Source organism: Pseudomonas peli (assembly GCF_050563605.1).
In the GTDB taxonomy this organism is placed as follows: domain Bacteria; phylum Pseudomonadota; class Gammaproteobacteria; order Pseudomonadales; family Pseudomonadaceae; genus Aquipseudomonas; species Aquipseudomonas peli_A.
This window is the reverse complement of sequence record NZ_JBNXUH010000009.1, coordinates 125,256-147,753: the sequence shown is the minus strand read 5'-3', so window position 1 is coordinate 147,753 and position 22,498 is coordinate 125,256. Positions and strand designations below refer to the sequence as shown.

The 22,498-nt window shown below is 60.9% G+C and carries 23 protein-coding genes; 4 read left to right on the top strand and 19 right to left on the bottom strand.

Annotation, left to right across the window (positions count from 1 at the left end):
• Window positions 1–19: 19 nt before the first annotated feature.
• From ACQ4LH_RS13150 to metG, 9 genes are all read right to left on the bottom strand, one after another.
• Complete coding sequence (locus tag ACQ4LH_RS13150) at window positions 20–199, bottom strand: PA3496 family putative envelope integrity protein (RefSeq protein ID WP_090252365.1); 180 nt, start codon at window positions 197–199, stop codon at window positions 20–22.
• Window positions 200–306: 107 nt separating this feature from the next.
• Window positions 307–945, bottom strand: a complete 639-nt coding sequence (gene nth, locus ACQ4LH_RS13145; protein WP_430697561.1) for an endonuclease III — start codon at window positions 943–945, stop codon at window positions 307–309.
• Window positions 942–1,655 carry an electron transport complex subunit E gene (locus ACQ4LH_RS13140; protein WP_430697560.1) on the bottom strand — a complete coding sequence of 238 codons (714 nt, stop codon included), beginning with the start codon at window positions 1,653–1,655 and terminating at the stop codon, window positions 942–944. Before ACQ4LH_RS13140 ends, nth begins: the two co-directional genes overlap by 4 nt.
• Window positions 1,648–2,262, bottom strand: coding sequence for an electron transport complex subunit RsxG (gene rsxG, locus ACQ4LH_RS13135; protein ID WP_430697654.1), 615 nt, complete (start codon window positions 2,260–2,262; stop codon window positions 1,648–1,650). Before rsxG ends, ACQ4LH_RS13140 begins: the two co-directional genes overlap by 8 nt.
• Window positions 2,263–2,291: 29 nt before the next feature.
• Complete coding sequence (locus tag ACQ4LH_RS13130) at window positions 2,292–3,323, bottom strand: RnfABCDGE type electron transport complex subunit D (RefSeq protein WP_430697559.1); 1,032 nt, start codon at window positions 3,321–3,323, stop codon at window positions 2,292–2,294.
• 43 nt (window positions 3,324–3,366) lie between these two features.
• Window positions 3,367–6,066, bottom strand: coding sequence for an electron transport complex subunit RsxC (rsxC, locus tag ACQ4LH_RS13125; protein WP_430697558.1), 2,700 nt, complete (start codon window positions 6,064–6,066; stop codon window positions 3,367–3,369).
• A complete protein-coding gene (gene rsxB, locus ACQ4LH_RS13120) occupies window positions 6,063–6,638 on the bottom strand; it encodes an electron transport complex subunit RsxB (RefSeq protein WP_430697557.1) in 576 nt (191 codons plus the stop codon). The genes rsxC and rsxB overlap by 4 nt, the downstream gene beginning before the upstream one ends.
• Window positions 6,635–7,219, bottom strand: a complete 585-nt coding sequence (gene rsxA, locus ACQ4LH_RS13115; protein WP_090252381.1) for an electron transport complex subunit RsxA — start codon at window positions 7,217–7,219, stop codon at window positions 6,635–6,637. The genes rsxB and rsxA overlap by 4 nt, the downstream gene beginning before the upstream one ends.
• Window positions 7,220–7,374: 155 nt before the next feature.
• A complete protein-coding gene (gene metG / locus ACQ4LH_RS13110) occupies window positions 7,375–9,417 on the bottom strand; it encodes a methionine--tRNA ligase (protein WP_430697556.1) in 2,043 nt (680 codons plus the stop codon).
• A gap of 156 nt (window positions 9,418–9,573) precedes the next feature.
• Between metG and apbC the strand changes: the two genes are divergently transcribed.
• Window positions 9,574–10,665: an iron-sulfur cluster carrier protein ApbC gene (gene apbC, locus ACQ4LH_RS13105; protein WP_430697555.1), complete on the top strand. Its 1,092-nt coding sequence runs from the start codon at window positions 9,574–9,576 to the stop codon at window positions 10,663–10,665.
• A gap of 109 nt (window positions 10,666–10,774) precedes the next feature.
• On the opposite strand, the gene ACQ4LH_RS13100 is transcribed toward apbC, so the two are convergent.
• Window positions 10,775–10,984, bottom strand: coding sequence for a cold-shock protein (locus tag ACQ4LH_RS13100; RefSeq protein ID WP_090242762.1), 210 nt, complete (start codon window positions 10,982–10,984; stop codon window positions 10,775–10,777).
• 323 nt (window positions 10,985–11,307) lie between these two features.
• Between ACQ4LH_RS13100 and dcd the strand changes: the two genes are divergently transcribed.
• The gene (gene dcd / locus ACQ4LH_RS13095) at window positions 11,308–11,874 is read left to right on the top strand and encodes a dCTP deaminase (protein ID WP_090384763.1); all 567 of its coding nucleotides are present in this window, start codon (window positions 11,308–11,310) and stop codon (window positions 11,872–11,874) included.
• Window positions 11,875–11,983: 109 nt separating this feature from the next.
• On the opposite strand, the gene ACQ4LH_RS13090 is transcribed toward dcd, so the two are convergent.
• From ACQ4LH_RS13090 to ACQ4LH_RS13070, 5 genes are all read right to left on the bottom strand, one after another.
• Window positions 11,984–12,427 carry a potassium channel family protein gene (locus ACQ4LH_RS13090; protein WP_430697554.1) on the bottom strand — a complete coding sequence of 148 codons (444 nt, stop codon included), beginning with the start codon at window positions 12,425–12,427 and terminating at the stop codon, window positions 11,984–11,986.
• Between the two features lie 35 nt (window positions 12,428–12,462).
• Window positions 12,463–13,566 (bottom strand): AI-2E family transporter, encoded by a 1,104-nt coding sequence (locus ACQ4LH_RS13085; RefSeq protein ID WP_430697553.1) that lies wholly within the window; start codon window positions 13,564–13,566, stop codon window positions 12,463–12,465.
• 714 nt (window positions 13,567–14,280) lie between these two features.
• Window positions 14,281–15,108, bottom strand: coding sequence for an ammonia-dependent NAD(+) synthetase (gene nadE / locus ACQ4LH_RS13080; RefSeq protein WP_430697552.1), 828 nt, complete (start codon window positions 15,106–15,108; stop codon window positions 14,281–14,283).
• A 10-nt stretch (window positions 15,109–15,118) separates the two neighbouring features.
• Window positions 15,119–16,324 carry a nicotinate phosphoribosyltransferase gene (gene pncB / locus ACQ4LH_RS13075; protein ID WP_430697551.1) on the bottom strand — a complete coding sequence of 402 codons (1,206 nt, stop codon included), beginning with the start codon at window positions 16,322–16,324 and terminating at the stop codon, window positions 15,119–15,121.
• 2 nt (window positions 16,325–16,326) lie between these two features.
• Window positions 16,327–16,971, bottom strand: a complete 645-nt coding sequence (locus tag ACQ4LH_RS13070; protein ID WP_430697550.1) for a nicotinamidase — start codon at window positions 16,969–16,971, stop codon at window positions 16,327–16,329.
• A gap of 139 nt (window positions 16,972–17,110) precedes the next feature.
• Here ACQ4LH_RS13070 and ACQ4LH_RS13065 point away from each other — a divergent pair, with 139 nt between their 5' ends.
• The gene (locus ACQ4LH_RS13065) at window positions 17,111–17,803 is read left to right on the top strand and encodes an NUDIX domain-containing protein (protein ID WP_430697549.1); all 693 of its coding nucleotides are present in this window, start codon (window positions 17,111–17,113) and stop codon (window positions 17,801–17,803) included.
• A 136-nt stretch (window positions 17,804–17,939) separates the two neighbouring features.
• Here the strand turns inward: ACQ4LH_RS13065 and ACQ4LH_RS13060 are convergent, their stop codons facing one another.
• From ACQ4LH_RS13060 to ACQ4LH_RS13045, 4 genes are all read right to left on the bottom strand, one after another.
• Entirely contained in the window at window positions 17,940–20,453 is a 2,514-nt protein-coding gene (locus ACQ4LH_RS13060; protein ID WP_430697653.1) for a penicillin acylase family protein, read from the bottom strand.
• Between the two features lie 155 nt (window positions 20,454–20,608).
• The gene (locus tag ACQ4LH_RS13055) at window positions 20,609–21,073 is read right to left on the bottom strand and encodes a DUF2489 domain-containing protein (protein ID WP_430697548.1); all 465 of its coding nucleotides are present in this window, start codon (window positions 21,071–21,073) and stop codon (window positions 20,609–20,611) included.
• Between the two features lie 7 nt (window positions 21,074–21,080).
• Complete coding sequence (locus ACQ4LH_RS13050) at window positions 21,081–21,290, bottom strand: SEC-C metal-binding domain-containing protein (protein WP_430697547.1); 210 nt, start codon at window positions 21,288–21,290, stop codon at window positions 21,081–21,083.
• Between the two features lie 5 nt (window positions 21,291–21,295).
• Window positions 21,296–21,787, bottom strand: a complete 492-nt coding sequence (locus ACQ4LH_RS13045) for an LEA type 2 family protein (protein WP_430697652.1) — start codon at window positions 21,785–21,787, stop codon at window positions 21,296–21,298.
• A 112-nt stretch (window positions 21,788–21,899) separates the two neighbouring features.
• Here ACQ4LH_RS13045 and ACQ4LH_RS13040 point away from each other — a divergent pair, with 112 nt between their 5' ends.
• Window positions 21,900–22,475 carry a hypothetical protein gene (locus ACQ4LH_RS13040; RefSeq protein ID WP_430697546.1) on the top strand — a complete coding sequence of 192 codons (576 nt, stop codon included), beginning with the start codon at window positions 21,900–21,902 and terminating at the stop codon, window positions 22,473–22,475.
• The last annotated feature ends 23 nt before the right edge of the window (window positions 22,476–22,498 follow it).

The following is a 22,498-nucleotide window of genomic DNA, read 5'->3' as shown; positions in this document are numbered from 1 at the left end:
CTTTTTATTGCGGGCGGCGTTAGAGGTCGAAGTCGTATTCGGCCAATTGCTTGTGCAGGCGGCGCTCTTCGAGGAAGTTGTCGATGATGCGGCGCTTGGTCAGGTTGGTTTTGGCAACCTCTACTGGTGCTTCGGCGTCATCCGCTTCTTCGGCAACAAAATCTTCGTCGAGCTCAAGTTCTTCTTTATCAGTGCTCATCAAATCCACTCCAGGCTACTAGGGCCATTTGCGCACCTTATAGCGGCAAAACCTGGGCGGGTAAAAAAGATTTTTTCAATCGCCTTATTGAGCGGCTGAATAGCGGCTCAATCGTCGGAGGTTTTCTGTTTGTATTCGCACAGGTCTTCGATGCGGCAGCTGCCACAGCGTGGCTTGCGCGCCTGGCACACATAGCGGCCATGCAGGATCAGCCAGTGGTGTGAATCGAGAAGAAATTCCTTGGGCACAAACTTCATCAGTTTCTTTTCCACTTCCAGCACGTTCTTGCCGGGAGCGATGCCGGTGCGGTTGCTGACACGGAAAATATGCGTGTCCACCGCCATGGCCAACTGGCGAAACGCGGTATTGAGCACCACGTTGGCGGTTTTGCGCCCGACCCCGGGCAGGGCTTCGAGGTCTTCGCGGTTGTCCGGCACCTGGCTGTTGTGCTTTTCGATCAGCAGGCGGCAGGCCTCAATGACGTTCTTTGCCTTGCTGTTGTACAGGCCGATGGTCTTGATATATCCGCTCAGCCCATCCACGCCCAGGGCGTAGATTGCCTCCGGGGTATTGGCGACCGGGAATAGCTTGGCGGTGGCCTTGTTGACGCTGACGTCGGTGGCCTGGGCGGACAGGGTGACCGCTACCAAAAGTTCGAACGGCGAGCTGTAGGCCAGCTCGGTCTTCGGCTCGGGGTTGTCCTCATGCAGACGGCGGAAGATCTCGTAGCGCTTGGCGGCGTTCACTCGATTACTCCGGTCACCCGCACGCGGCGGCTTTGCACCGGGGTATCAACCTGTTGCGCCTTGGCTCGCTCGGCCAGCACTTCGTCCACGCGGTTTTTGCAGGCGATCAGCAGGCCCAGCACGATAAAGGCGCCAGGCGGCAGAATAGCCAGCAGGAAGCCCTTGTACTCGGGGATCAGCGTCAGCTGCCAGTTGGCGGCGATGGGGCCGAACAGCAAATGCATATTGGCGAACACCGCGCCGGTGCCGAACAGCTCGCGCAGGGCGCCGATCATCACCAGCACCACGCCAAAGCCCAGGCCCATCACCAGGCCGTCATAGGCGGCGCGGGCCGGGTCGTTCTTCGCGGCGAAGCCATCGGCGCGGCCGAGGATCACGCAGTTGGTGGTGATCAGCGGGATAAAGATGCCGAGAATCTGGTACAGCTCGTAGGTGAAGGCCTGCATCAGCAGTTCGATGCAGGTGGTCAGGGCGGCGATGATCATCACAAAGGCCGGCAGCCGCACCGCCGTGTTGACCACGCCGCGCACCAGCGACACCGCGGTGTTGGAGCACACCAGCACCACGGCGCTAGCCAGCGCCAGGCCGAGGGCGTTGACCGCCGAGTTGCTTACTCCGAGCAGCGGGCAGAGGCCGAGCAGCTGCACCAGCGCCGGGTTGTTCTTCCAGAGGCCGTTAAGGGTGATTTCGCGGTAGCTGGGACTAGCCATTGGACTTCACCTGGGCTGCGAACAGCTGCTCTTGATTGGCATCGAAATACTGCAGGGCCTTATGCACGGCCTTGACCACCGCGCGCGGGGTGATGGTGGCGCCGGCAAACTGGTCGAATTCGCCGCGATCTTTCTTCACCGCCCAGCCATCCTCGCCGGGATTGCTCAATGACTTGCCGTCGAAGCTACGAATCCAGGCGCTCTTGGCCAGCTCGATCTTGTCACCCAGGCCCGGGGTTTCCCGATGGCCGAGGACGCGCACGCCGGCCAGGCGACCATCTGCATGGATACCGATCAGCAAATGGATTGCGCCGCTGTAGCCGTCCGGCGCGGTGGCGCGCAGGATCACCGCGCTGGGTTTGCCGTCTTTCAGGGCGATATAGGCGGTCTGCGGCGATTTACTGCCGAGCAGCGGATCGTGCAGCTGGATGCTGTTATCCAGCAGGTGGTTGTCGTAGCTGTCCTGGGGCAGAATTTCGCTCAGGGCGCGCACCTGAGCTTCGCGCTCGGCGTTGGCGATGCGCTCGGCAGTGGCTTGTTGCAGCACGGCCACCAGGCCCACGGTGGCGATGGCAAACAGCCCGAGCACCAGGGCGTTCTTCAGCATCGAGCGGCTAATTTCAGGCAGGGCCACGGTTACTCTCCCAACTTGAAGCCGCGTGTCGGCTTACGGTGGCCGTAGGTGCGCGGCCGCGTGTAGTAGTCGATGGTCGGTGCTGCCAGGTTCATCAGCAACACAGCGAAGGCGACGCCGTCCGGGTAACCGCCCCAGGCGCGAATCACATAGACCAACACGCCAACGCCTATGCCGAAAATCAGCCGGCCGAGGTTGCTGGTGGCGCCGCTGACCGGGTCGGTGACGATAAAGAAGGCGCCGAGCATCGTCGCGCCGGTCAGCAGGTGAAACAGCGGCGAGCCGTTGGAGTCCGAGCCTGAGCCGTTCCAGAACAGCAGGCTCATCACGGCCAGTGCTGCGAGCATGCCCACCGGTGCATGCCAGGTGAACAGGCGCTTGTGCAGCAGATACAGGCCGCCGGCGAGGAAGGCCAGATTGACCGCCTCAGTAGCGGCGCCGCCGAGGTAGCCGAACGCTGGGTTCTGTGCCCACAGCTCGTCGATGGTCAGGCTCTTATTGACCTTCAGTGCGTCCAGCGCAGTGGCCTGGGCCCAGCCGTCAGGCAGGCTGGCGATGCCGAGAATCTGTTGCAGGCCTTCAAGCAGGCCGACCGTATGTGGCGCTGGCCAGCTGGTCATCTCCACCGGGAAGGAAATCAGCACCACCACATAGCCGAGCATGGCCGGGTTGAACGGGTTCTGCCCGAGGCCGCCATACAGCTGCTTGCCGAGCAGCACGGCAAAGCCGGTGGCCACCAGCGTCAGCCACCAGGGCGAGTAGGGCGGCAGCGCCAGGGCCAACAGCACAGCGGTGACCAATACGCTGTAGTCCTTGAGGAAGAACAGCACCGGGCGCTTGCGTAGCGCCAGGATGGCTGCTTCAACCCCCAGGGCGCAGGCGCTGGCCCACAGCAGGTTGATCAGTGTGCCGGCGCCGAACAGCCAGGTCAGGGCGAGAATGCCTGGCACCGTAGCCAGCAGCACCTGCAGCATAACTTGCTGGGTGCGATTGCTGCCCTTGGCGTGGGGCGATGTGATGCGGGGCAGGGCCATTGGCGCTCCGGTTGTTGCTTGGGTTGGCTACGCAGAGCTGTTATCAGCTGCCTGCGTGCTCCTGTAATTGGCTTTCAGCATCCGCCAGGCGCTGGCGTGCGGCGGCCAGGGCGTCGGCTGGGCTGTCGGTGTCGCGTTCGAGTTTGCGCAGATCGGCGCGGGCAAAGGCCACTTCGGTTTTCAAGGCGCGGGTGGTTTCGTCGATTGGCTTCTTGTCGGTGCGTACCAGCTCTGGCGCGGGCTTGCCAGATGCATCCTCGGCCTGGTGCAGCGCCTGCTCGGCGGCCGCCAATGCTTCGCGTAGGCTGCCAAGCGCGGCTTCATCGCTGCCAGCTTTCTCGGCTTTTTTCAGTTCGGCACGTTTCATCGCCAATTCGATCTTGGCTTTTTTCAGCGGGTCGGGGGCTTCTGCATCAGGCGCTTTTACGGGAGCGGTCGGTGCCTGGGCTTCCAGGCTGGCCAGCAGTTTTTCGGCAGCTTTCAGCTGGCTGCGCAGTTGCTGTAATTCGCTTTGCTGCTCGTCGCTTGGCGCTTCAAGTTTTTCCAGCTTGCGCACTTGGGCACGCAGCATGGCAGCGTCGATCTTGGCCTTTTTCAATGCGCCATCGTCGGTAGCCGGTTTGGCGGTTGGTGCTGGCGCCTGGGCTTCCAGGCTGGCCAGCAGTTTTTCGGCGGCTTCCAGCTGGCTGCGCAGTTGTTGCAGTTCGCTTTGCTGCTCGTCGCTTGGCGCTTCGAGCTTTTCCAGCTTGCGCACCTGGGCGCGGAGCATGGCAGCGTCGATCTTGGCCTTTTTCAATGCGCCATCGTCGGTAGCCGGTTTGGCGGTTGGTGCTGGCGCCTGGGCTTCCAGGCTGGCCAGCAGTTTTTCGGCGGCTTCCAGCTGGCTGCGCAGTTGTTGCAGTTCGCTTTGCTGCTCGTCGCTTGGCGCTTCGAGCTTTTCCAGCTTGCGCACCTGGGCGCGGAGCATGGCGGCGTCGATTTTGGCCTTTTTCAATGCGCCATCGTCGGCTGCTGGCGCTGCGGCCGGGGCAGGCGGGTTGGCGGCCATGGCGCTGTCGAGCGCTTGCTGGGCGATGGCTGCTGCGCTGCGCAGTTCGTCAACCTGGGCCTGCAACTCGGGACTGGCGTGGGTTGCCAGCTGCTTTTCGGCTTTTTTCAGGGCGACTTGGGCCATGCTGGCTTCGATCTTGAGTTTCTTCTGTTCATCACTCAGCCCGGCCGGTTTGGCCGCTGCTGTATCACTGCTAGCCGCCGCTGGTGCAGCTTGGGCTTGAGCGGCCTTGGCTTGGGCTGCTTTAGCGGCACGGGCCTGGCGTTCGGCTTCCTTTTGTTCTTCGGCGCGGCGCAGGCGTTCCTGGCGCAGCTCGAAGCGCTGTTTCGACTGTTCTGCCTTGAGCTGCTTCTGCTCCAGGTCGCGAATCTCGCCCTTGGCGGCGCGGTAGTACTGCACCAGGGGGATGCTCGACGGGCAAACATAGGCGCAGGCGCCGCACTCGATGCAGTCGAACAGGTTATGCGCCTTGAGCTGTTCATGCTCCTGGCCGATGGCGAAGAAGTGCAGTTGCTGCGGCAGCAGGCTGGCCGGACAGGCTTCGGCACACTCGCCACAGCGGATGCACGGCATGGCCGGTGGCGGTGGCGGCAGCTCGTCGGTGGTCGAGGCCAGCAGGCAGTTGGTAGTCTTGATCACCGGCACGGCAAAGTCGGGCAGGGTAAAGCCCATCATCGGGCCGCCCATGATCAAGCGATTCAGCTTGCTGCGGTCGAGGCCGGCAAACTCCAGCAACTCACCCACCGGGGTACCGAGCAGCACCTCGACGTTCGTCGGTTGCGCCAGGGCTTCGCCGGTGAGGGTGGTGATGCGCGAAATCAGCGGTTTGCCGTGGATCACCGCGTTATGAATGGCCACGCAGGTGCCGACGTTCTGGCAGAGCATGCCGATATCCGCCGGCAGGCCGCCGCTCGGCACTTCCACGCCAGTAAGAATCTGGATTAGCTGCTTTTCGCCACCGGACGGGTACTTGGTGGGGAATACCTTGAGCTGATAGCTGCGCTCGGCCAGTGCATGGCGAACGGCGGCGATGGCTTCGGGCTTGTTGTCTTCGATACCGATCAGCACCTGATCCGGCTGGATCAGCTGCACCAGAATGTCGATGCCGCTGATCAGCTCACTGGCGCGCTCGCGCATCAGCAGATCATCGGCGCTGATATAGGGCTCGCACTCGGTGCCGTTGATGATCAGCGTGTGGATCTTCTGCGTCGGCCGCGCGTTGAGCTTCACCGCCGTGGGAAAGCCCGCACCGCCGAGACCGCTGATGCCCGCCTGGCGAACCAGCTCAACCAGGGCGCTGTTTTCAAGATGACGATAGTCAGCTTGTGGGGTCAGCTCGATCCATTCCTCCAGCCCATCGCTGTCGATCACGATGGCCGGGGCGAGCATGCCGGATACATGCGGGTAAGGCTGTGGGCCGATAAAGCTCACGGTGCCGGAGGTCGGCGCGTGCACGGGTACGCTGACAAAACCTGTGGCAGCGGCGATCAGCTGGCCTTTCAGTACGCGCTCACCCACGGTTACCACGGGCTCTGCGGGCGCGCCGATATGCTGGTTGAGCGGCAGCGTCAGGCGCTTGGGTAGCGGTGCCGGCTGGATTGGCGTGCGGTTGGACAGCTCCTTGCGCTCGGCTGGGTGAATGCCGCCGGGGATATCCCAGATCAGTGCTTCAGCTTTGTGCAATGCGCTCATGCCGCTTGCTCCCGGTCACTGGCAATCAGTTGGCCGGGCAGCAGGGGTTTTTCCCATTTCCAGCTTTGCACGGTGCTGCCCACTTCGATCATGTCGATGCAGTCCACCGGGCAGGGTTCGACGCACAGGTCGCAGCCGGTGCATTCGCTGACGATCACTGTGTGCATCTGTTTGGCCGCGCCGACGATGGCATCCACCGGGCAGGCCTGGATGCATTTGGTGCAACCGATGCACTCGGCCTCGCGGATATAGGCGACCATCTGCGGTTTTTCGCCTTCCACCGCGTCGAGCGGCTCGGCTTCAACGTCGAGCAGGTCAGCCAGAGCCTGGATGGTGGCTTCGCCGCCGGGGGGGCACTTGTTGATCTTGTCGCCGCCGGCAATCGCTTCGGCGTAGGGTTTGCAGCCCGGATAGCCGCACTGGCCACATTGGGTTTGTGGTAACAGGGCGTTGATCTGCTCGGCAATCGGGTTGCCTTCGACCTTGAAACGCACGGCCGCGAAACCGAGGATGGCGCCGGCCACCAGGCACAGGGCGAGCAGGGCGAGAACGGCGATCAGCACCAGGCTCATAGCTTGATCAGCCCGGTAAAGCCCATAAACGCCAGAGACATCAACCCGGCGGTGATCATGCCGATGGCCGCGCCCTGGAAGGACTTTGGTACATCGGCGATGGCGATACGCTCACGCATGGCGGCGAACAGCACCAGTACCAGGGAGAAGCCGAGGCCGGCAGCAAAGCCGTTGGCGGTGGCGGTGATAAAGGTGAATTCGGCCTTGTTGGCGTTGAGCAGGGCCACGCCCAGAACGATGCAGTTAGTGGTGATCAGCGGCAGGAAGATGCCGAGCACGCGGTACAGCAGCGGGCTGGTCTTGTTCACCACCATTTCGGTGAACTGCACCACCACGGCAATCACCAGAATAAAACTGATGGTGCGCAGGTATTCGATATCCAGCGGCTTGAGCACGTACTGCTGCACCAGGTAGCTGCACATGGCAGCCAGGGTCAGCACGAAGGTGGTGGCCAGCGACAGGCCGATAGCCGTCTCGATTTTCTTCGAGACGCCCATAAAGGGACACAGGCCAAGGAACTGGACCAACACGAAGTTGTTGACCAGGATGGCGCTGACCATGATCAAGGCGAGTTCGGTCATTGCAGGTTCCGTGAATGGACGGGCAAAGGCCGCAGGAAAGGGGTGGCTATTATCGGTAAGCCGATCCTGCCATACAAGCCGGATCAGCCTTCCTGAGGTGCTGCCATAAGGCTAGCGCAGCCTGATCAGAGTGGCTGCGCTATTGGGTCGCAGGTTTATTTGACCCGCTGGCCTGGTTTGGCACCGCTGTCTGGGCTGAGCAGGTAGATTTCCTCGCCGCCAGGACCCGCCGCCAGGACCATGCCTTCGCTGATGCCGAACTTCATCTTGCGCGCGGCCAGGTTGGCTACGTACAGGGTCAGGCGGCCTTCCAGTTTGCTCGGGTCCGGGTAAGCGCTCTTGATGCCGCTGAACACGTTGCGCTTGGCGTCGCCGATATCCAGAGTCAGGCGCAGCAGCTTGTCGGCACCTTCAACGAACTCGCACTTCTCGATCAGGGCGATACGCAGGTCGACCGCAGCAAAGGCGTCGAAGGCGATTTCGGCGGCCAGTGGGTCTTTCGTCAGCTCACCGTTGCCAGCGGCTGCTGGAGCGGCTTCGCTGGCGGCCAGGTCTTCTTTGGAGGCTTCGATCATGGCGTCGATTTTCGCAGGCTCAATACGGGTCAGCAGGGCGCTGAACGGGTTCAGTTGGTGGTTGGCCAGCAGCGTCTGGTGGTCGTCCCAGGTCAACGGCGCGACATTGAGGAAGGCCTCGGCGTCGCTGGCCAGCTGCGGCAGCACTGGTTTCAGGAAGATCACCAACTGGCGGAACAGGTTCACGCCCAGGGCGCAGATGGCCTGCACTTCGTCCTGCTTGCCGTCCTGTTTGGCCAGGGACCAGGGTGCTTTGTCGGCGATCCAGGCGTTGGCGCGGTCGGCCAGGGCCATGATCTCGCGCATGGCGCGGGCGAAATCGCGGGCCTCGTAGGCTTCGGCGATGCTCGGTGCGGCAGCCTGGAAGGCTTCAGTTAGCTCGGGTGCGGCATTGCCAGCCACCAGCAGACCGTTGTTGCCTTTGTGGATAAAACCGGCGCAACGGCTGGCGATATTCACAACCTTGCCGACCAGGTCCGAGTTGACCTTCTGTACGAAGTCTTCCAGGTTCAGATCGAGGTCATCCACGCCACGGCCCAGCTTGGCCGCGTAGTAGTAGCGCAGGTATTCCGGGTTCAGGTGATCCAGGTAGGTGCGCGCCTTGATAAAGGTGCCGCGTGACTTGGACATCTTCTGTCCGTTGACTGTCAGGTAGCCGTGTACGGCCACTGCGGTTGGCTTGCGCAGGCCGGCGCCTTCGAGCATGGCCGGCCAGAACAGGGCGTGGAAGTTGACGATGTCCTTGCCGATAAAGTGGTACAGCTCGGCGGTTGAGTCCTTGTTCCAGAATGCGTCGAAGTCCAGCTCCGGGCGCTTGGTGCAAAGATTCTTGAAACTGGCCATATAGCCGATCGGCGCGTCCAGCCAGACGTAGAAGTATTTGCCCGGCTCGTCGGGGATTTCGAAGCCGAAGTAGGGCGCATCGCGGCTGATATCCCATTCCTGCAGGCCGGAATCCAGCCATTCGGCGATCTTGTTGGCTACTGCATCCTGCAACGCGCCGCCACGGGTCCAGCTCTTCAGCATGGCCTCGAAGTCCGGCAGCTTGAAGAAGAAGTGCTTGGAGTCGCGCAGTTCAGGCACCGCGCCGGAGATGGCCGAACGCGGGTTCTTCAGCTCGGTGGGCTCGTAGGTGGCGCCGCATTTTTCGCAGTTATCGCCGTACTGGTCTTCGGCCGCGCACTTGGGGCAGGTGCCTTTGATAAAGCGGTCGGCGAGGAACATGCCCTTCTCGGGGTCGAAGTACTGGGTTACCGAGCGGGTGGCGATATGCCCGGCGTCGCGCAGCTTCAGGTAGATAGCCGCCGACAGTTCGCGGTTTTCGTCCGAGTGGGTCGAATGGTAGTTATCGAAATTGACCCCGAAATCGGCAAAGTCGGCGGTGTGTTCGGCCTGCACATTGGCGATCAGTTGTTCCGGGGTGATGCCTTCCTTCTCGGCGCGCAACATGATCGCCGAGCCATGCGCGTCGTCGGCGCAGACGTAGATGGCCTGGTTGCCGCGCAGCTTCTGGAAACGCACCCACATGTCGGTCTGGATGTACTCGAGCATATGGCCAAGGTGGATCGAACCGTTGGCGTAGGGCAGGGCGCTGGTGACGAGAATCTTGCGGGCTTGGCTCATGGGATCGGCTGCACTGGTAACTCAGGGAAGCCGGCAACTATATAGGGGCAGCGGATATTTTTCATCCTTGCACGGGCAATGCCTGCCGGTGCGCGCCTATGGAGTTAGCCTGGGGTAAGATGCCTGCCTGCTTTACTCAGCCTTTCGGAGCCTTCCATGAGTGTCGTTACCCGCGCAGCGGTCGAAGCCGCCCTGTCCCAATACACCGATCCGCACCTGAATCAGGACCCGGTCAGCGCTGGTTGCCTGCGTGAGGTGGATATCCAGGGTGGGCAGGTCAAGGTGCGTTTGCAGCTGGGTTACGCGGCCGGGCTGTTCAAGAGCGGCTGGGCGCAGATGCTGCAAATGGCTCTGGAAAACCTCGACGGCGTCGAGCGTGCTCAGGTGCAGATTGACTGTGTGATCGAAGCACACAAGGCTCAGGATCAGGTGCCGGCGCTGGCCAATGTGAAAAACGTGATCGCCGTGGCGTCTGGCAAGGGCGGGGTGGGCAAGTCCACTACGGCAGCCAATCTGGCACTGGCCTTGGCTCGCGAAGGCGCTAAGGTCGGCATTCTCGATGCCGATATCTACGGGCCGAGCCAGGGCATCATGTTCGGTATTCCGGAAGGCACTCGGCCGCAGGTGAAAGACCAGAAGTGGTTTGTGCCGCTCAAGGCCCACGGTGTGGAGGTGATGTCCATGGCCTTTCTCACCGATGAGAACACTCCAGTGGTCTGGCGCGGGCCGATGGTTTCTGGCGCGCTGCTACAGTTGATCACCCAGACTGCCTGGGATGACCTGGATTATCTGGTGGTCGATATGCCGCCAGGTACCGGCGATATCCAGCTGACCCTGGCGCAGAAGGTGCCGGTGGCGGGTGCGGTGATCGTCACCACGCCACAGGATCTGGCCCTGCTGGATGCCAAGAAGGGCGTGGAGATGTTTCGCAAAGTGAATATCCCGGTGCTCGGTGTGGTGGAAAACATGGCCGTGCATATCTGCTCAAACTGCGGGCATGCCGAGCATCTGTTTGGTGAAGGCGGTGGCGAGAAGCTGGCGGCGCAGTTTGGCGTCGATCTGCTGGCGTCCTTGCCGCTGTCGATGGCCATCCGCATGCAATCCGATGGCGGTAAGCCAACTACCATTGCCGATCCGGAAAGCCAGATTGCGATGATCTATCAGGAAACTGCACGCAACGTCGGTGCGCGGATTGCTCAGGGTGGTGCGCAGCAGGCAATGCCAACCATAGTGATTAGCGAAGACTGATCCGGTAGTGGCGCACGCACGTGCGCCACATCGTGCGCGCAGATAAATAAGCGCCCATAAAAAAGCCCCGCACTAGGCGGGGCTTTTTATCAAGCGAGGTTAGTGCAGGTTATACAACCTGAACTTCCTCAGCTTGCATGCCTTTCTGACCACGGGTAGCGACGAAAGTCACTGCTTGGCCTTCTTTCAGGCTCTTGAAGCCATCGCTCTGGATAGCTTTGAAGTGTACGAAGAGGTCGTCACCGGACTGTGGGGTGATGAAGCCGTAGCCTTTTTCATCGTTGAACCACTTGACGGTGCCATTCTGACGATTCGACATGTTATGTCTCCTAACAAATTTATTAACAGCCCTGGAAAAGCCCAGGCCGGGACTGAGTGCAACGAGTACTAGGAGTCGGACGATGTTTGGATCGAAATCTAGGCATCAAGTAGCGATTCGCGGTGACACATGCAGCACAGTGAAACAACCATACTCGCTTTTAACGCTAAGCGCGAATGCTCTGTGCATCTTTCTGTTATTTAGCGACAGACAGACTGTTTGCCGTTTTGCGCGCCGCGCTGGTTCAAGAGCCTTTGAACCCAGTCGCTGGCCCCGGTAAGATGCGTGCACTTTTCACCCTTCGCTATAGCAGGACAGACGCCATGAGCATCAAATCGGATAAGTGGATTCGCCGCATGGCTCAAGAGCACGGCATGATCGAGCCCTTCGTTGAGCGTCAAGTACGTGCCGAGGGCGCACAGCCACTGATTTCCTACGGCGTTTCCAGCTACGGCTACGATGTACGCTGCGCCGATGAGTTCAAGGTGTTCACCAACATCAACTCGGCAACTGTCGACCCGAAGAACTTCGACGAGAAGAGCTTTGTCGATGTGAAAAGCGATGTTTGCATTATTCCTCCGAACTCCTTCGCCCTGGCGCGCACTGTGGAATTTTTCCGCATTCCCCGCGATGTGCTGACCATCTGCCTGGGCAAGAGCACCTACGCGCGCTGCGGCATTATCGTTAACGTCACCCCGTTGGAACCGGAGTGGGAAGGCCACGTGACCCTGGAGTTTTCCAACACCACCACCTTGCCGGCGAAGATCTATGCCAACGAAGGCGTGGCACAGATGCTGTTCCTGCAGTCCGATGAGGCCTGCGAAGTGTCTTACAAAGATCGCGGTGGCAAGTATCAGGGCCAGCTGGGTGTGACCCTGCCTAGGGCCTGAGTCACTTCAGTCGATCCATAGAAAAAGCCGGGCATTGCCCGGCTTTTTCTATTTTTGCCTCAGGTAAGTCAGTCACTGATACACGTTCTTTCTGGCTGTTCTGTGCAGATTATGCCTGCGAACTTTTCTGATGTTGGGTGTAGTGCTTGACCACGTCGCCGAGGGCCGTAGTCATTACTGCGGTGGATACGCCGAACATCAGGATGCCGTTGGCCGCTTCTATCGGGCTGAGCAGTTGCCGTGGGGTTGAAAGCACAAGGTCGCCGTAGCCAACGGTAGTGAAGGTCACGCCGGAGAAGTACAGCGCTTGGGAAAAGCTCTGGAATTCGTCAAGGGCGATAAACAGCACAGCCCAGATGGCCATCTGCACAAAGTTGCCCACCAGAAGCAATAGCATCACCAGACTCAGAATCAAGATGGTACTGCCCAGCGAGGGTTGGCTGAGGCTACGCCGGTACTCGGCATAGCGGCGCAGGCTGAGGGCAACCATCACGGTTTGTAGAAGCAGGCACAGCAGTATCAGCGGCAGACCGATCATCAGGCTCAGGAACATGGCTTCTCCTTGGTAGCTTTTAGGCGCGCCGATGTTTATTCGTCATCCTGCGGGCTGGTCGCCCTGTTGGCCTGTGGCGTGTCGACCCACTGCCAGAACAGTTTGTAGCCCACCGCCAGGAGCACCGGGCCGATAAACAGGCCGATGATGCCGCCGCTTACCATCCCGCCCAGCGCGCCAATCAGCACCACGGGCATTGGCACATCCACACCGCGCCCCAGTAGCAGCGGCTTGAGCACGTTGTCGGCGAGGCCGGCGACGAAGACGTAGATGGCGAAGATGATGGTTGCTAGGGAGGCTCCTTCGCTGAAGAACACGAAGGCGATTACTGGCAGGGTGATCAGCGTGGCCGGCAGCTGCATGATCCCCAGTAGCAGTACGGCCAAGGCCAGCAGGCCGGCACCGGGAACACCCATGAAGATGAAGCCAGCACCAATCAGCAGCATCTGGATAAAGGCAATGCCTATCACCCCCTGAGCCACGGCGCGGATGGTCGCGGTGCATAACTCGACCAGGGCGTCGCTGCGCTCAGCCTCTATCACCCGTGCGGCAATGCGTTGGGCACTGCGGTGGCCGGTGTTGCCAAACGCCATGATGATGCCGGCAATCATCAACGCAGCGATGAATACCAGCATGCCGATGCCTACTCCAGCGAGCTTGCCGAGTAAGCCCAGCGTCACATCCTTGAGCTGCGGTGCCAGGCGTTGCAAGACTCCGGTTAGATCGGAAGCCGCTTGTTCCCAGAAACCATGCAGTGACTTGCCGATCAGCGGCCATTGGGCAACCGCATCCGGCGGTGGCGGGATATGCACACCGTCCGCTTTGACGTTGGCGATGACCACTTCCACCGACTCTGTCAGGGATGTGCCGAGCAGGTAGGCAGGGATCAATAGAATGGCAATGGCAAGCAATATGAGCAGCGTGGCTGCGCGGCTATCGCTGTGGCCGGTGTGCGCCTTGATCATGTTGTGCAGCGGATAGAGGGTGACGGCGAGGATCAGTGCCCAGATCATCAGGCTGAGGAACGGGCTGAACACCTGGAAGCAGGCGACCACCAGGGCGGCGACCAAGCCTGCGCGGATCAGGGTATCGAGTAGGGTGCGAGTGATAATCTGCTCAGGTGTGGCGTTCGGCGACATATGGCTTTCCTTTCCTGAAGTACCCTTAGGCCTGCCTGGCTTGAGTGGCTGAGCAGTTCTTCAAAAAAGCGTAGCCTGCCGCGGGCATGTCAGCCCGCGGCTTAGGTGCTTAGCGCAGTTCGCGTTTGTGACGGGTGTTGCCGTAGGTGCGCGCGGTGGTGGCATATGCCTCGGAGGCATGGTCGGTGCCGATCACCTGCTGGGGTGGCAGCTATTTTGCCGTCGAACTTCATCAGTCGGCCGTGCGTTTCGTGGACTTTGTTGCGTTCTGCTGTCGACAGGGCGTCGATGGCGGCTTGCAGGCTTGCGGCCATGCCCGGTGTGCTGAGCATATCCCGCAGCTTGGCGGCAAGGGCGAGGTTTGCTTGTACTGCATGGCAATCATGCTTTGTGTGCCATGTCTGCCCGTTATGTGCTCGTTAAACTGCTTAATCGAGGTGGGTTGCAGCCCAGGCTAAATATTTTGGGAATTCTTGTTCGGGCATGGCGCTCTAATGCTCAGTGTCATTACTGATCGAAGGAGTTAAACGACATGCATACGCCTCAACTGTGCAGCACCCTATCCATGCCCCTTGGGGTCGTCAGATTTGCTGGCGGCATTCCGGGGCAGCCTGAACCAGATACCCCGGATGAGCCAGTACTGCCGGATCAGCCTACTGAACCGGGTGGGCCTTTAGTGCCAGATCAAGCGCCGCCTGTGCCCTTGGCGAGTTGTTAAGGGACTAACGGCAGCTCGCGCTTGTGCCGGGTGTTGTCGTAGGTGCGCACGATGATGGCGTATGCCTCGTCGCGCACGGGTTGGCCGTGCAGGAAAGCGTCGATTTCGGCGTAGCTGACACCGTGGGCTTCTTCGTCCGGTTTGCCGGGGCGCAGTTCTTCCAAGTCGGCCGTCGGCACCTTGAATACCAGGTTTTCCGGGGCGCCGAGGTGTTTGGCGATGGCGCGTACCTGACCCTTGACCAGGCCGGACAGCGGGGCGAGGTCGCAGGCGCCGTCACCGAACTTGGTGAAGAAGCCCATAACAGCTTCTGCTGCATGGTCGGTGCCGATCACCAGGCCGTTGTTGGCGTTGGCGATGGCGAACTGGGCGACCATGCGAATGCGCGCCTTGATATTGCCGGTGACGAAGTCGCGGCGGGCATCGCTCAGCTGCTGCAGGTGGGTAACCTGCTCACCGAGACCTTGCACGCTGTCCGCGATATTCACCGTATCTTCTTCATCGGCGCGGATAAATTGCAGCGAGGCTTGGGCGTCGTGCTCATCGTGCTGAGTGCCATGCGGTAGGCGTACGGCGATAAAGCGATAGGCGTTGTCGCCGGTCTCACTGCGCAACTCTTCCACCGAAAGTTGTGCTAAGCGACCTGCGGTCAGAGAGTCAACGCCGCCACTGATGCCCAGTACCAGCACCTTGAGCCCGGAGTTCTTCAGGCAGTTCTTGATAAAGGTTTTGCGCTGGTTGATCTGCGCCACCAGCGCCGCTTCGTCGGCGAAGGGCGGTACCACATCTAGGGCTGCGGCGATCTCGGCTTGGCGATTGCTCATCTCGGGTTCCTCAATTGGCGTCGCTGACGCGAAAAACATGTTTCAGGTAGCTGACGAAGTTGTCGTCGCGGCATTGGGTCTTGCCCGGCGCATCGGAGATTTTGGCGACCGGCTGGCCATTGCAGGCGGTCATCTTGATCACGATATTCATCGGTTCGACCCGGGGAATGTCGCAGGTCAGGTTGGTGCCGATGCCGAAGCTTACGTTGATCCGCCCGCAAAGTGCACGGTAGAGCCGCAGTGACTTCTCCAAGGTGAGCCCATCGGAGAACACCAGGGTCTTGCTCTTGGGGTCGATGCCGAGCTTTTCGTAGTGGGCGATGGCTTTTTCCGCCCACTGCAGCGGGTCGCCGGAGTCGTGGCGCAGGCCGTCGAACAGCTTGGCGAAGTACAGGTCGAAGTCAGCCAAGAAAGCATCCATGGTGATGCAGTCGGTCAGGGCGATGCCGAGCAGGCCGCGGTACTCGCGCACCCAGCAGTCCAGCGCGGCGCTCTGGCTGTCGATCAGCCTTGGGCCGAGCTGTTGGTGGGCCATCAGCCATTCGTGGGCCATGGTGCCGATCGGCTTGAGGTCGAACTCGCGGGCCAGGTGCACGTTGCTGGTGCCGACGAAGCGTCCGGGGAAGTCGCGCTTGAGGATGTGCACCATCTGCTCCTGCACCCGGTAGGAGAAGCGCCGTCGGGTGCCGAAGTCGGCGATCTGGAAATTGGCCAGTTCGCTGGCCGAGGCCTCGCCCTTGAGCCAGTCGAGTTTCTCGTACAGGCGCTCGCTGGCCTGCTCCAGCACCACCTCGCGGTAGCGATAGCGGTTGCGCACCTCGCTAACGATGGCCAGCAGCGGGATCTCGTAGAGGATCACGTGCAGCCAGGGGCCGCGCAGACGGATGCACAGCTGGCCGTCTTCGATGCTGGTGTGCACGTAGCGCAGGTTGAAGCGGAACAGGCTGAGAAAGCGGATGAAGTCGGCCTTGATGAACGGGATGCGTTCGAGGAAGGCCAGTTGGTCGGCACTCATGCTCAGCTCGGCCAGGCGCTCGATCTGGTAGCGGATCTCCGCCAGGTAGGGCGTCAGGTCCTCGGCATTGCGGCAGCGGAATTCCCACTCCACCTCGGCGTTGGGGTAGTTGTGCAGCACCGCCTGCATCATGGTCAGCTTGTAGAAGTCGGTATCCAGCAGGTTCTGCACGATACGCTCGGCAAATACGCTTTCACCCATGATCAGATCCTCTTGTCCGTATTGAGGGCCGCGTCCAGCTCATCCAGGCTGGCGTACAGCTCGATACCCGCTGCGCGCATCTCGTTGCAGGCGGTTTGCGCGGTTGCTTCGGTAATGGCGCGGCAGGCCGGCAGGTAGACGCCGACGTCAAAACCGGCGCGGCGCAGTTGCAGGGCGGTGGTCTTCACGCAGTAGTCGAGGGCCAGGCCGCCGACCAGTACGCGCTGCACGCCATTGTGCAGGAGAAACTCGATGGCGCCCGTGCTGCGTTTCTCGGCCAGGTCGTGGTAACACGCGCCGTAGGGGTGCAGGTCCGGCTCCACGCCTTTCCACACGAAGTAGTCGTAGTCCAGCGGCTGTGGCAGCTCATCCAGCAACTCGAAACCGGGCGTGCCCGGCACGCAGTGGCTGACCCAGCTGACATCGGCGTTGGCCAGCGGCAGCGGTTTGAGCATCTCCGCATGGCTCGGTGCGATCCAGGCGGCTTGCGGGCTGTGCGCGTCCTTGCTGCCCAGGCGCAGGTGGGCGCGGCTGGCCAGCTCATTCAGGGCAGGCGCGATCTGCTCGCCGCCGGCTACCGGCAGCTCATTCGGGCACAGCGGGGTGAAGCCCTTTTGTGCATCGACGTCGAAGCTGGCGATTTTCATGCTGACACTCCTTTCCGCTGGTTTGCGTGGCTACATATTCCATCTGATGTAATATGTGGTCAAGCGCTTTTCTCCGAAACAAGTGAAATTCGCCGGGTTATTGGTCAAGATGAAATAAGTCGAAGGGATTGGAGGGGTAATGGGTTCTGCAGAAGTGCTGGCCAGTGTGGATATCGTCGCGCTGCGCCTGAGCGAGGCGGGCGAGCTGGAGCTGCTGCTGATTCGTCGTGCGCAGGCGCCGTTCGCCGGGCAGTGGGCGTTGCCCGGTGTGCTGGTCAACGGCCGGTGTGCCGACCTCAGCCTGGATGCCGCGGCGACCCGTGCGTTGCAGGAAAAGGCACGGGTGCAGCCGCAGCACCTGGAACAGGTGGCGACGGTGGGCAATGCGCTGCGCGACCCGCGCGGCTGGTCGCTGAGCACCATCTACCTGGCCCTGTTGCCCGCCGATACCGAGCTGCCGGGTGAGGATCTGTGCTTTGCCAGCCTGGCGCAGGTGCTCGATGAGCGCTTTGCGCTGCCATTCGACCATGTGCAGTTGGTGGCGCAAGCGCTGGAGCGGCTGGCCGGCAAGTCGGTGTACACCTCTCTGCCGCTCTATCTGCTGGCTCCGTGCTTTACCGTGACCGAGGCGCTGGCAGCGTTTCAGGCCTGCCTGGGCCAGGCGGTACAGCACACTACCCTGCGCGGGCGCCTGGAGAAGATGAAGCAGCAGGGCTGGATCAGTGATACCGGCGAGAAGAACTACCCGAAGATGGGGCGGCCTCAATACCTATTGGCGCATAAGCCCCAGGCATCTGGAATCTTCACCTTTGATCGCAGCCTGTTGAACTAAATCGCAGGCAAAAGAAAGGGCGCTAAAAGCGCCCTAAAACGATGATGATCTATGGAGTAAGTCCGCTTACTCAGAGTGGCAGCCGCTGAATTGGTTCAGCAGCTGCCGACGAACGGTCGTTAATCGCAGCACCGTCTCATTTAGTTGGCATCAGCAGTAGGCGCTTGTTGCCATACACCTTGTCGAGGTTTTGCGACTGGAAGGGGAAACTCATATAACTGCCCTTGAGCCAGGCATCGATGCCGTCGGCGTAGTGTTTGCTGGCCGGGTTGCCGGACTGTCCGGAGCTGTTGAGGCCGATCAGTGGCTCTTCGCGGCCGAAGTCGACGACGATGCGCATGGCCGGAATCAGCCAGGTGTCGAAGTTCTCGCCCCAGTTGTAGGCTGCCACGTTCAGCGTGCCGTGATCGCCGCCTGCTGGATAGGGGCCGCGATCCAGATAACCCTTGATGGCGTTGATGCTGGTGCGTTGGCTGGAGCTCATGTATTGCGCCAGTTGGCTGGTTTCGGTGGTCCAGTTGTAGGTGTGCAACTTGCCCCACTGCCAGGCACTGCGTTCGCTACCCAGCTTGCTTTCCAGCAGGGTGACGGCGCCGGCTAGGCTGCGCGCGAGGATGGCGGGTTTGTCTTCACGCTGTGCGGTGCGGGTGTCGTTCCAGAACGGACTGTCTTCACGACCCAGCAGGTGGTCCGCCTGGGCGGAGTAGGAGCTGTTGGCGGTTTCGACCAAAGTCTTCCAGGCTGGTGTGCTGTCCGGGCCCAATTCGTCGAGGAAGGTTTCCCGTGCGCTCTGGTAGAGGAAGGCGCTGTACAGCGCTGCGTCTGCCGAGGTGGCGGCCATTTTGCCGTCGAACTTCATCAGTCGGCTGTACGCTTCGCCGGCTTTGCTGCGCTCGGCTGCCGGCAGGGCGTCGATAGCCGCTTTCAGGCCCTCAGCCATGCCTGGTGCGCGGAACATATTCTGCAGCTTGGCAACAAAAGGCGAGGTCTGGTCGTACTGCATGGCAATCATGCTTTGAGTGTCATGCCTGCCCGTTGCTGCCAGAGCGGCGATGCGCTCGGCCCGTTCCGGATAGAACCAGGAGTTGGACAGCTGCATGCCATAGCCACGCGGTACGGTGCGGTGGTTGGCCGTGCCCAGCCAGCCATCCGGCGGATCCTGATCGTAGGGATGCAGCATTGGGTCGGCAAAACCGTCCCACTCATATTGGCTATCCCAGCCAGGGGAGGGCATCAGACCCAGGCCCGCGCGGCGATTGGGGAAGCGTCCGGTGACTTGCCAGCCGATATGCTGGGCATCGGCAAACACGATGTTCAGCGGCATGGCGCGTACTTCGCGAGTGGCTTCAAAGGCCTGCTCGACCGACTGGGCGCGCGACAGGTCGAAGAAGGCATCGAGGGTTTTATCCGCTTCGAGCTGTGTGGTTTTCAGCGCCAGGCCATAACCGCTGCTCAGCTGCATGGGTTGCAGCATGTGCTTGCGTTCGCCCAGCACAGAATTCAACAGTGGGCCGTGGCGGGTTTCGAAAATGGTTTCGCGGATTGGCCGCTGGCCTTTGATAAAGAAGGTCTCCTGGCGTTGCTGTGCCGGTAGCCATTTGCCGTCGGCCAGGTAATGCAGGCGACCGCCTTGGCGTTTGACCTGCTCGAGGAACAGGTCCTGGTTGTCGCCCATGACCATGGTCATGCCCCAGCCCAGTTTACCGTTGAAACCGGCCACCACCGCCGGTACGCCAGCAATCGATACGCCGGCTGCCTGGTATTTGGGTGAGCGAATTTGCACGAAATTCCACACCGAGGGCATCGACAGCGGCAGGTGGGTGTCGTTGGCCAGCAGGCTTTTGCCACTGCGTGTGCGCTGCGGGGCAAAGGCCCAGTTGTTGGACGCCGCCACGCCGAGCATATGCGCATCGGCAAATTGACTGACGGCTGCGCTGACATCGCTCAAGCCAGCCAGCTGGCCCTTGAGGTCAAGGCCTTTGAGTTTGGCAGCTTCTTCAAGTGGCAACGGCTCATCAGGGTAGGTTGGCAGTAGCCAGGCCAGCTGTTCGCTACCGACTTTTTGTGCGAGCACCAGAGAGGCGATTTCTTCCTGCAGATTCACCGCCAGGCCGAAGTTCAGCAGGCAGAACACCAGCACCGAGTCTTCGGCCTTCCAGTACGCCGGGCGATAGCCGGACTCGGCCAGATCCATCGGCAGTTTGTCGCGGTAGCGGAACAGGTAGGCGTTGACCCCGCGGGCATACACCTCGAAGAAGCGTTTGATACGCGGCGAGGAGTTGCTATAGAGCACCTCGGCGCTTTTCTTCAGATTGACCGCGCGCATGAAACGGTCCATTTCCAGCACGCCGGGGCCGGCCATTTCGGCCAGTCGGCCCTCGGCCATCAGGCGCAGGCCTACCATCTGGCTGAGACGGTCGCTGGCATGTACATAGCCCAGGGCGAACAGCGCGTCATGGAAGGTGGTGGTTTCGATCAGCGGCATGCCCAAAGGATTGCGACGGATCACCACGCTTTGCGCCAGGCCCTTGACCCGGACAATGCCCTGGTCCGGGTGCACGCTGTCGCTGTAACGGCTGTTCAGAAATGACTGGCAGCCAGTGAGCGCGACGACGGCCGTAAGAACGGCGGCGAGGCTGAGGTGGGCCATGGGGCGTAACGCGCGCGCTAGCATGCAGCAGGCTCCTTGCGGGTGGAAAACGGTCGATTGGGGTGTGCGCTTTCCGACCGGTGCGTGGGCGCGCAGGTGCGGACGTACTAAGTTAGCCAGCGGCCCTGCGCCTGACAAGGCGCAGGGTAGGCAAATCAGGCGCTTTGGCGCAGGGGCGGCAGGGCTTCATCGAGCAGCCAGCGGGCGGCGGCGCGAGCAGCTGCCTTGTGCTGCAGCTCCAGTTCGCTGAAACGCTGCTCATGCTGGCGGCGCACGCTTTTCTCCAGGGCCTTCCACTCGGCGTGGGTCGGCACCTGGGCGGTTGCTGCGAACAGCAGGTGAAAAACCTCACAGCGCTGATCCTGACTGAGGCGGCTGTCGTAGTTATCCAGCAGCACCTTGATCCGAATCGCGCCCTCGATCAGCGGCAGCTGACCCTCAAGCAAACTGCTGGCGAGGATATGCAGATCGCCACCGATACGTTCGCGCTGCGTGTTGAGCGCTGCAGCCTGGGCTTTTTCCTGGGCCCAGACGCGCCGCCACAGGTGCAGGGCGTAGAGCGTCAGTGCGGCAATCAATACTGCGCTGCCGATCAGTACGAGTAGAGTGAGGTTGTTCATCGCAGGCTTATGCGCCGTGGCATTTCTTGAATTTCTTCTCGCTACCGCATGGGCAGGGGTCGTTGCGGCCAACGTCTTTCAGGGCGTTGCGCGCAGGCTCCTGGTGGCCGTGGTTGCAGTTTGGACCATGCACGTGGCCGTGATCATGGTGGTGAGCGTGGTCGTGGTCGTGGTCGTGATTGCAGTCAGGACCGTGGACGTGTTCTTGCTGGGTCATGCGAGTTACTCCGGGATGTAATCGCCGGGAATTATCTCGCCATTGCGCGACATGTGCACGCTCTGTCCGAACAGCCAGCCCGTTTTTACCGCACCTTGCAGGCGATAAGGGATGGGCTGGTCGGGTTTTTCCAGGGCTTTAACGATTTGTCGCAGGTGGCGCCAGAGGTTGGTGCGCACTGGTATGGAGAAGTTGTGGTGGCCGTGGGCTGGCACGGTGAACGAAACGCTGGATTCGCCTTCAGCCAGTTTGACCTGGTTCAGATGCACCAAGTAATCCATCCCGCGCACTGGCAGGCTGAAGTTGTTGGGGTTATCGATGCGAAAGCGCAGCGTGAAATGCTGCTCCAGCAGTTTGGCTTTAACGACGTCGACTTTAACGAGACGTACTTCGGGCGATTTCATATCGCCTGGAGAGGAACAACCGCTAAGGCCCGACAGGAGGCCAAAAAACATCAATAGGCTGAGAATTCTTATCGTTTGCGCCTGATAAAACATTGCATACTCCGAATGACGCATCAGTGTAACAAGCAAGTGCTTGGCTGCAACCTGTTGTGACGGTAAAAAAACCTGCGCCATACTGAGCAACGAATAGGACAGGAGTATGACCATGGCTCGCTACGAAATTGCCTTTAGTGCGCAGTTGGTCCCGGGTGCCCAGCTGGAGTTGGTGAAAGCCAATCTGGCCAAGTTGTTCCAGGCGGATGAGCAGCGTTTGGCGCTGTTGTTCTCGGGGCGACGTATCGTGATCAAAAGCAACCTGGATGCGGCCGGCGCGGAAAAATATCGCTCGACGCTGGAGCGCGCTGGGGCTGTTGCCGAAGTGGCCTGCCTGGACGATGAGATCGAAGAAATCGAGTTGGCCGCGCCGCCTGCTGTAGTCGCGGCTCCAGCTGCTGCGTCGGCTGCGTCACCTGTTGAGGCAGCGGTCACCAGCAAACCGGCGGGGCGCCTGCAGGTAGCACCGCGTGATGAATATATGGCCGCATTCGCTGAGGTGGATGCGCCGGATTTCGGCATTGCGCCGCTCGGTGATGATGTGCAGGACGGCAAGCCGCAGGTGCAGGCCCCAGCCCTGGATTTGTCGCAGTTCAGTCTGGCGCCAGCCGGCAGCGACATGGGCGAGGCGAAAAAAGCTCCGGCCGGGCCGCCGCCGGATATCTCCCATCTGAAATTGCAGGATTAGTCTGCGCAGCTCAGAGCGCGCCT

Excerpts from the sequence above, each read along its gene's own strand:
- ACQ4LH_RS13150 (WP_090252365.1), bottom strand. The coding sequence starts at position 199 with ATGAGCACTGATAAAGAAGAACTTGAGCTCGACGAAGATTTTGTTGCC.
- ACQ4LH_RS13140 (WP_430697560.1), bottom strand. The coding sequence starts at position 1,655 with ATGGCTAGTCCCAGCTACCGCGAAATCACCCTTAACGGCCTCTGGAAG.
- rsxG (WP_430697654.1), bottom strand. The coding sequence starts at position 2,262 with ATGCTGAAGAACGCCCTGGTGCTCGGGCTGTTTGCCATCGCCACCGTG.
- ACQ4LH_RS13130 (WP_430697559.1), bottom strand. The coding sequence starts at position 3,323 with ATGGCCCTGCCCCGCATCACATCGCCCCACGCCAAGGGCAGCAATCGC.
- rsxC (WP_430697558.1), bottom strand. The coding sequence starts at position 6,066 with ATGAGCGCATTGCACAAAGCTGAAGCACTGATCTGGGATATCCCCGGC.
- rsxB (WP_430697557.1), bottom strand. The coding sequence starts at position 6,638 with ATGAGCCTGGTGCTGATCGCCGTTCTCGCCCTGCTCGCCCTGTGCCTG.
- rsxA (WP_090252381.1), bottom strand. The coding sequence starts at position 7,219 with ATGACCGAACTCGCCTTGATCATGGTCAGCGCCATCCTGGTCAACAAC.
- metG (WP_430697556.1), bottom strand. The coding sequence starts at position 9,417 with ATGAGCCAAGCCCGCAAGATTCTCGTCACCAGCGCCCTGCCCTACGCC.
- apbC (WP_430697555.1), top strand. The coding sequence starts at position 9,574 with ATGAGTGTCGTTACCCGCGCAGCGGTCGAAGCCGCCCTGTCCCAATAC.
- ACQ4LH_RS13100 (WP_090242762.1), bottom strand. The coding sequence starts at position 10,984 with ATGTCGAATCGTCAGAATGGCACCGTCAAGTGGTTCAACGATGAAAAA.
- dcd (WP_090384763.1), top strand. The coding sequence starts at position 11,308 with ATGAGCATCAAATCGGATAAGTGGATTCGCCGCATGGCTCAAGAGCAC.
- ACQ4LH_RS13090 (WP_430697554.1), bottom strand. The coding sequence starts at position 12,427 with ATGTTCCTGAGCCTGATGATCGGTCTGCCGCTGATACTGCTGTGCCTG.
- ACQ4LH_RS13085 (WP_430697553.1), bottom strand. The coding sequence starts at position 13,566 with ATGTCGCCGAACGCCACACCTGAGCAGATTATCACTCGCACCCTACTC.
- nadE (WP_430697552.1), bottom strand. The coding sequence starts at position 15,108 with ATGAGCAATCGCCAAGCCGAGATCGCCGCAGCCCTAGATGTGGTACCG.
- pncB (WP_430697551.1), bottom strand. The coding sequence starts at position 16,324 with ATGGGTGAAAGCGTATTTGCCGAGCGTATCGTGCAGAACCTGCTGGAT.
- ACQ4LH_RS13070 (WP_430697550.1), bottom strand. The coding sequence starts at position 16,971 with ATGAAAATCGCCAGCTTCGACGTCGATGCACAAAAGGGCTTCACCCCG.
- ACQ4LH_RS13065 (WP_430697549.1), top strand. The coding sequence starts at position 17,111 with ATGGGTTCTGCAGAAGTGCTGGCCAGTGTGGATATCGTCGCGCTGCGC.
- ACQ4LH_RS13060 (WP_430697653.1), bottom strand. The coding sequence starts at position 20,453 with ATGGCCCACCTCAGCCTCGCCGCCGTTCTTACGGCCGTCGTCGCGCTC.
- ACQ4LH_RS13055 (WP_430697548.1), bottom strand. The coding sequence starts at position 21,073 with ATGAACAACCTCACTCTACTCGTACTGATCGGCAGCGCAGTATTGATT.
- ACQ4LH_RS13050 (WP_430697547.1), bottom strand. The coding sequence starts at position 21,290 with ATGACCCAGCAAGAACACGTCCACGGTCCTGACTGCAATCACGACCAC.
- ACQ4LH_RS13045 (WP_430697652.1), bottom strand. The coding sequence starts at position 21,787 with ATGTTTTATCAGGCGCAAACGATAAGAATTCTCAGCCTATTGATGTTT.
- ACQ4LH_RS13040 (WP_430697546.1), top strand. The coding sequence starts at position 21,900 with ATGGCTCGCTACGAAATTGCCTTTAGTGCGCAGTTGGTCCCGGGTGCC.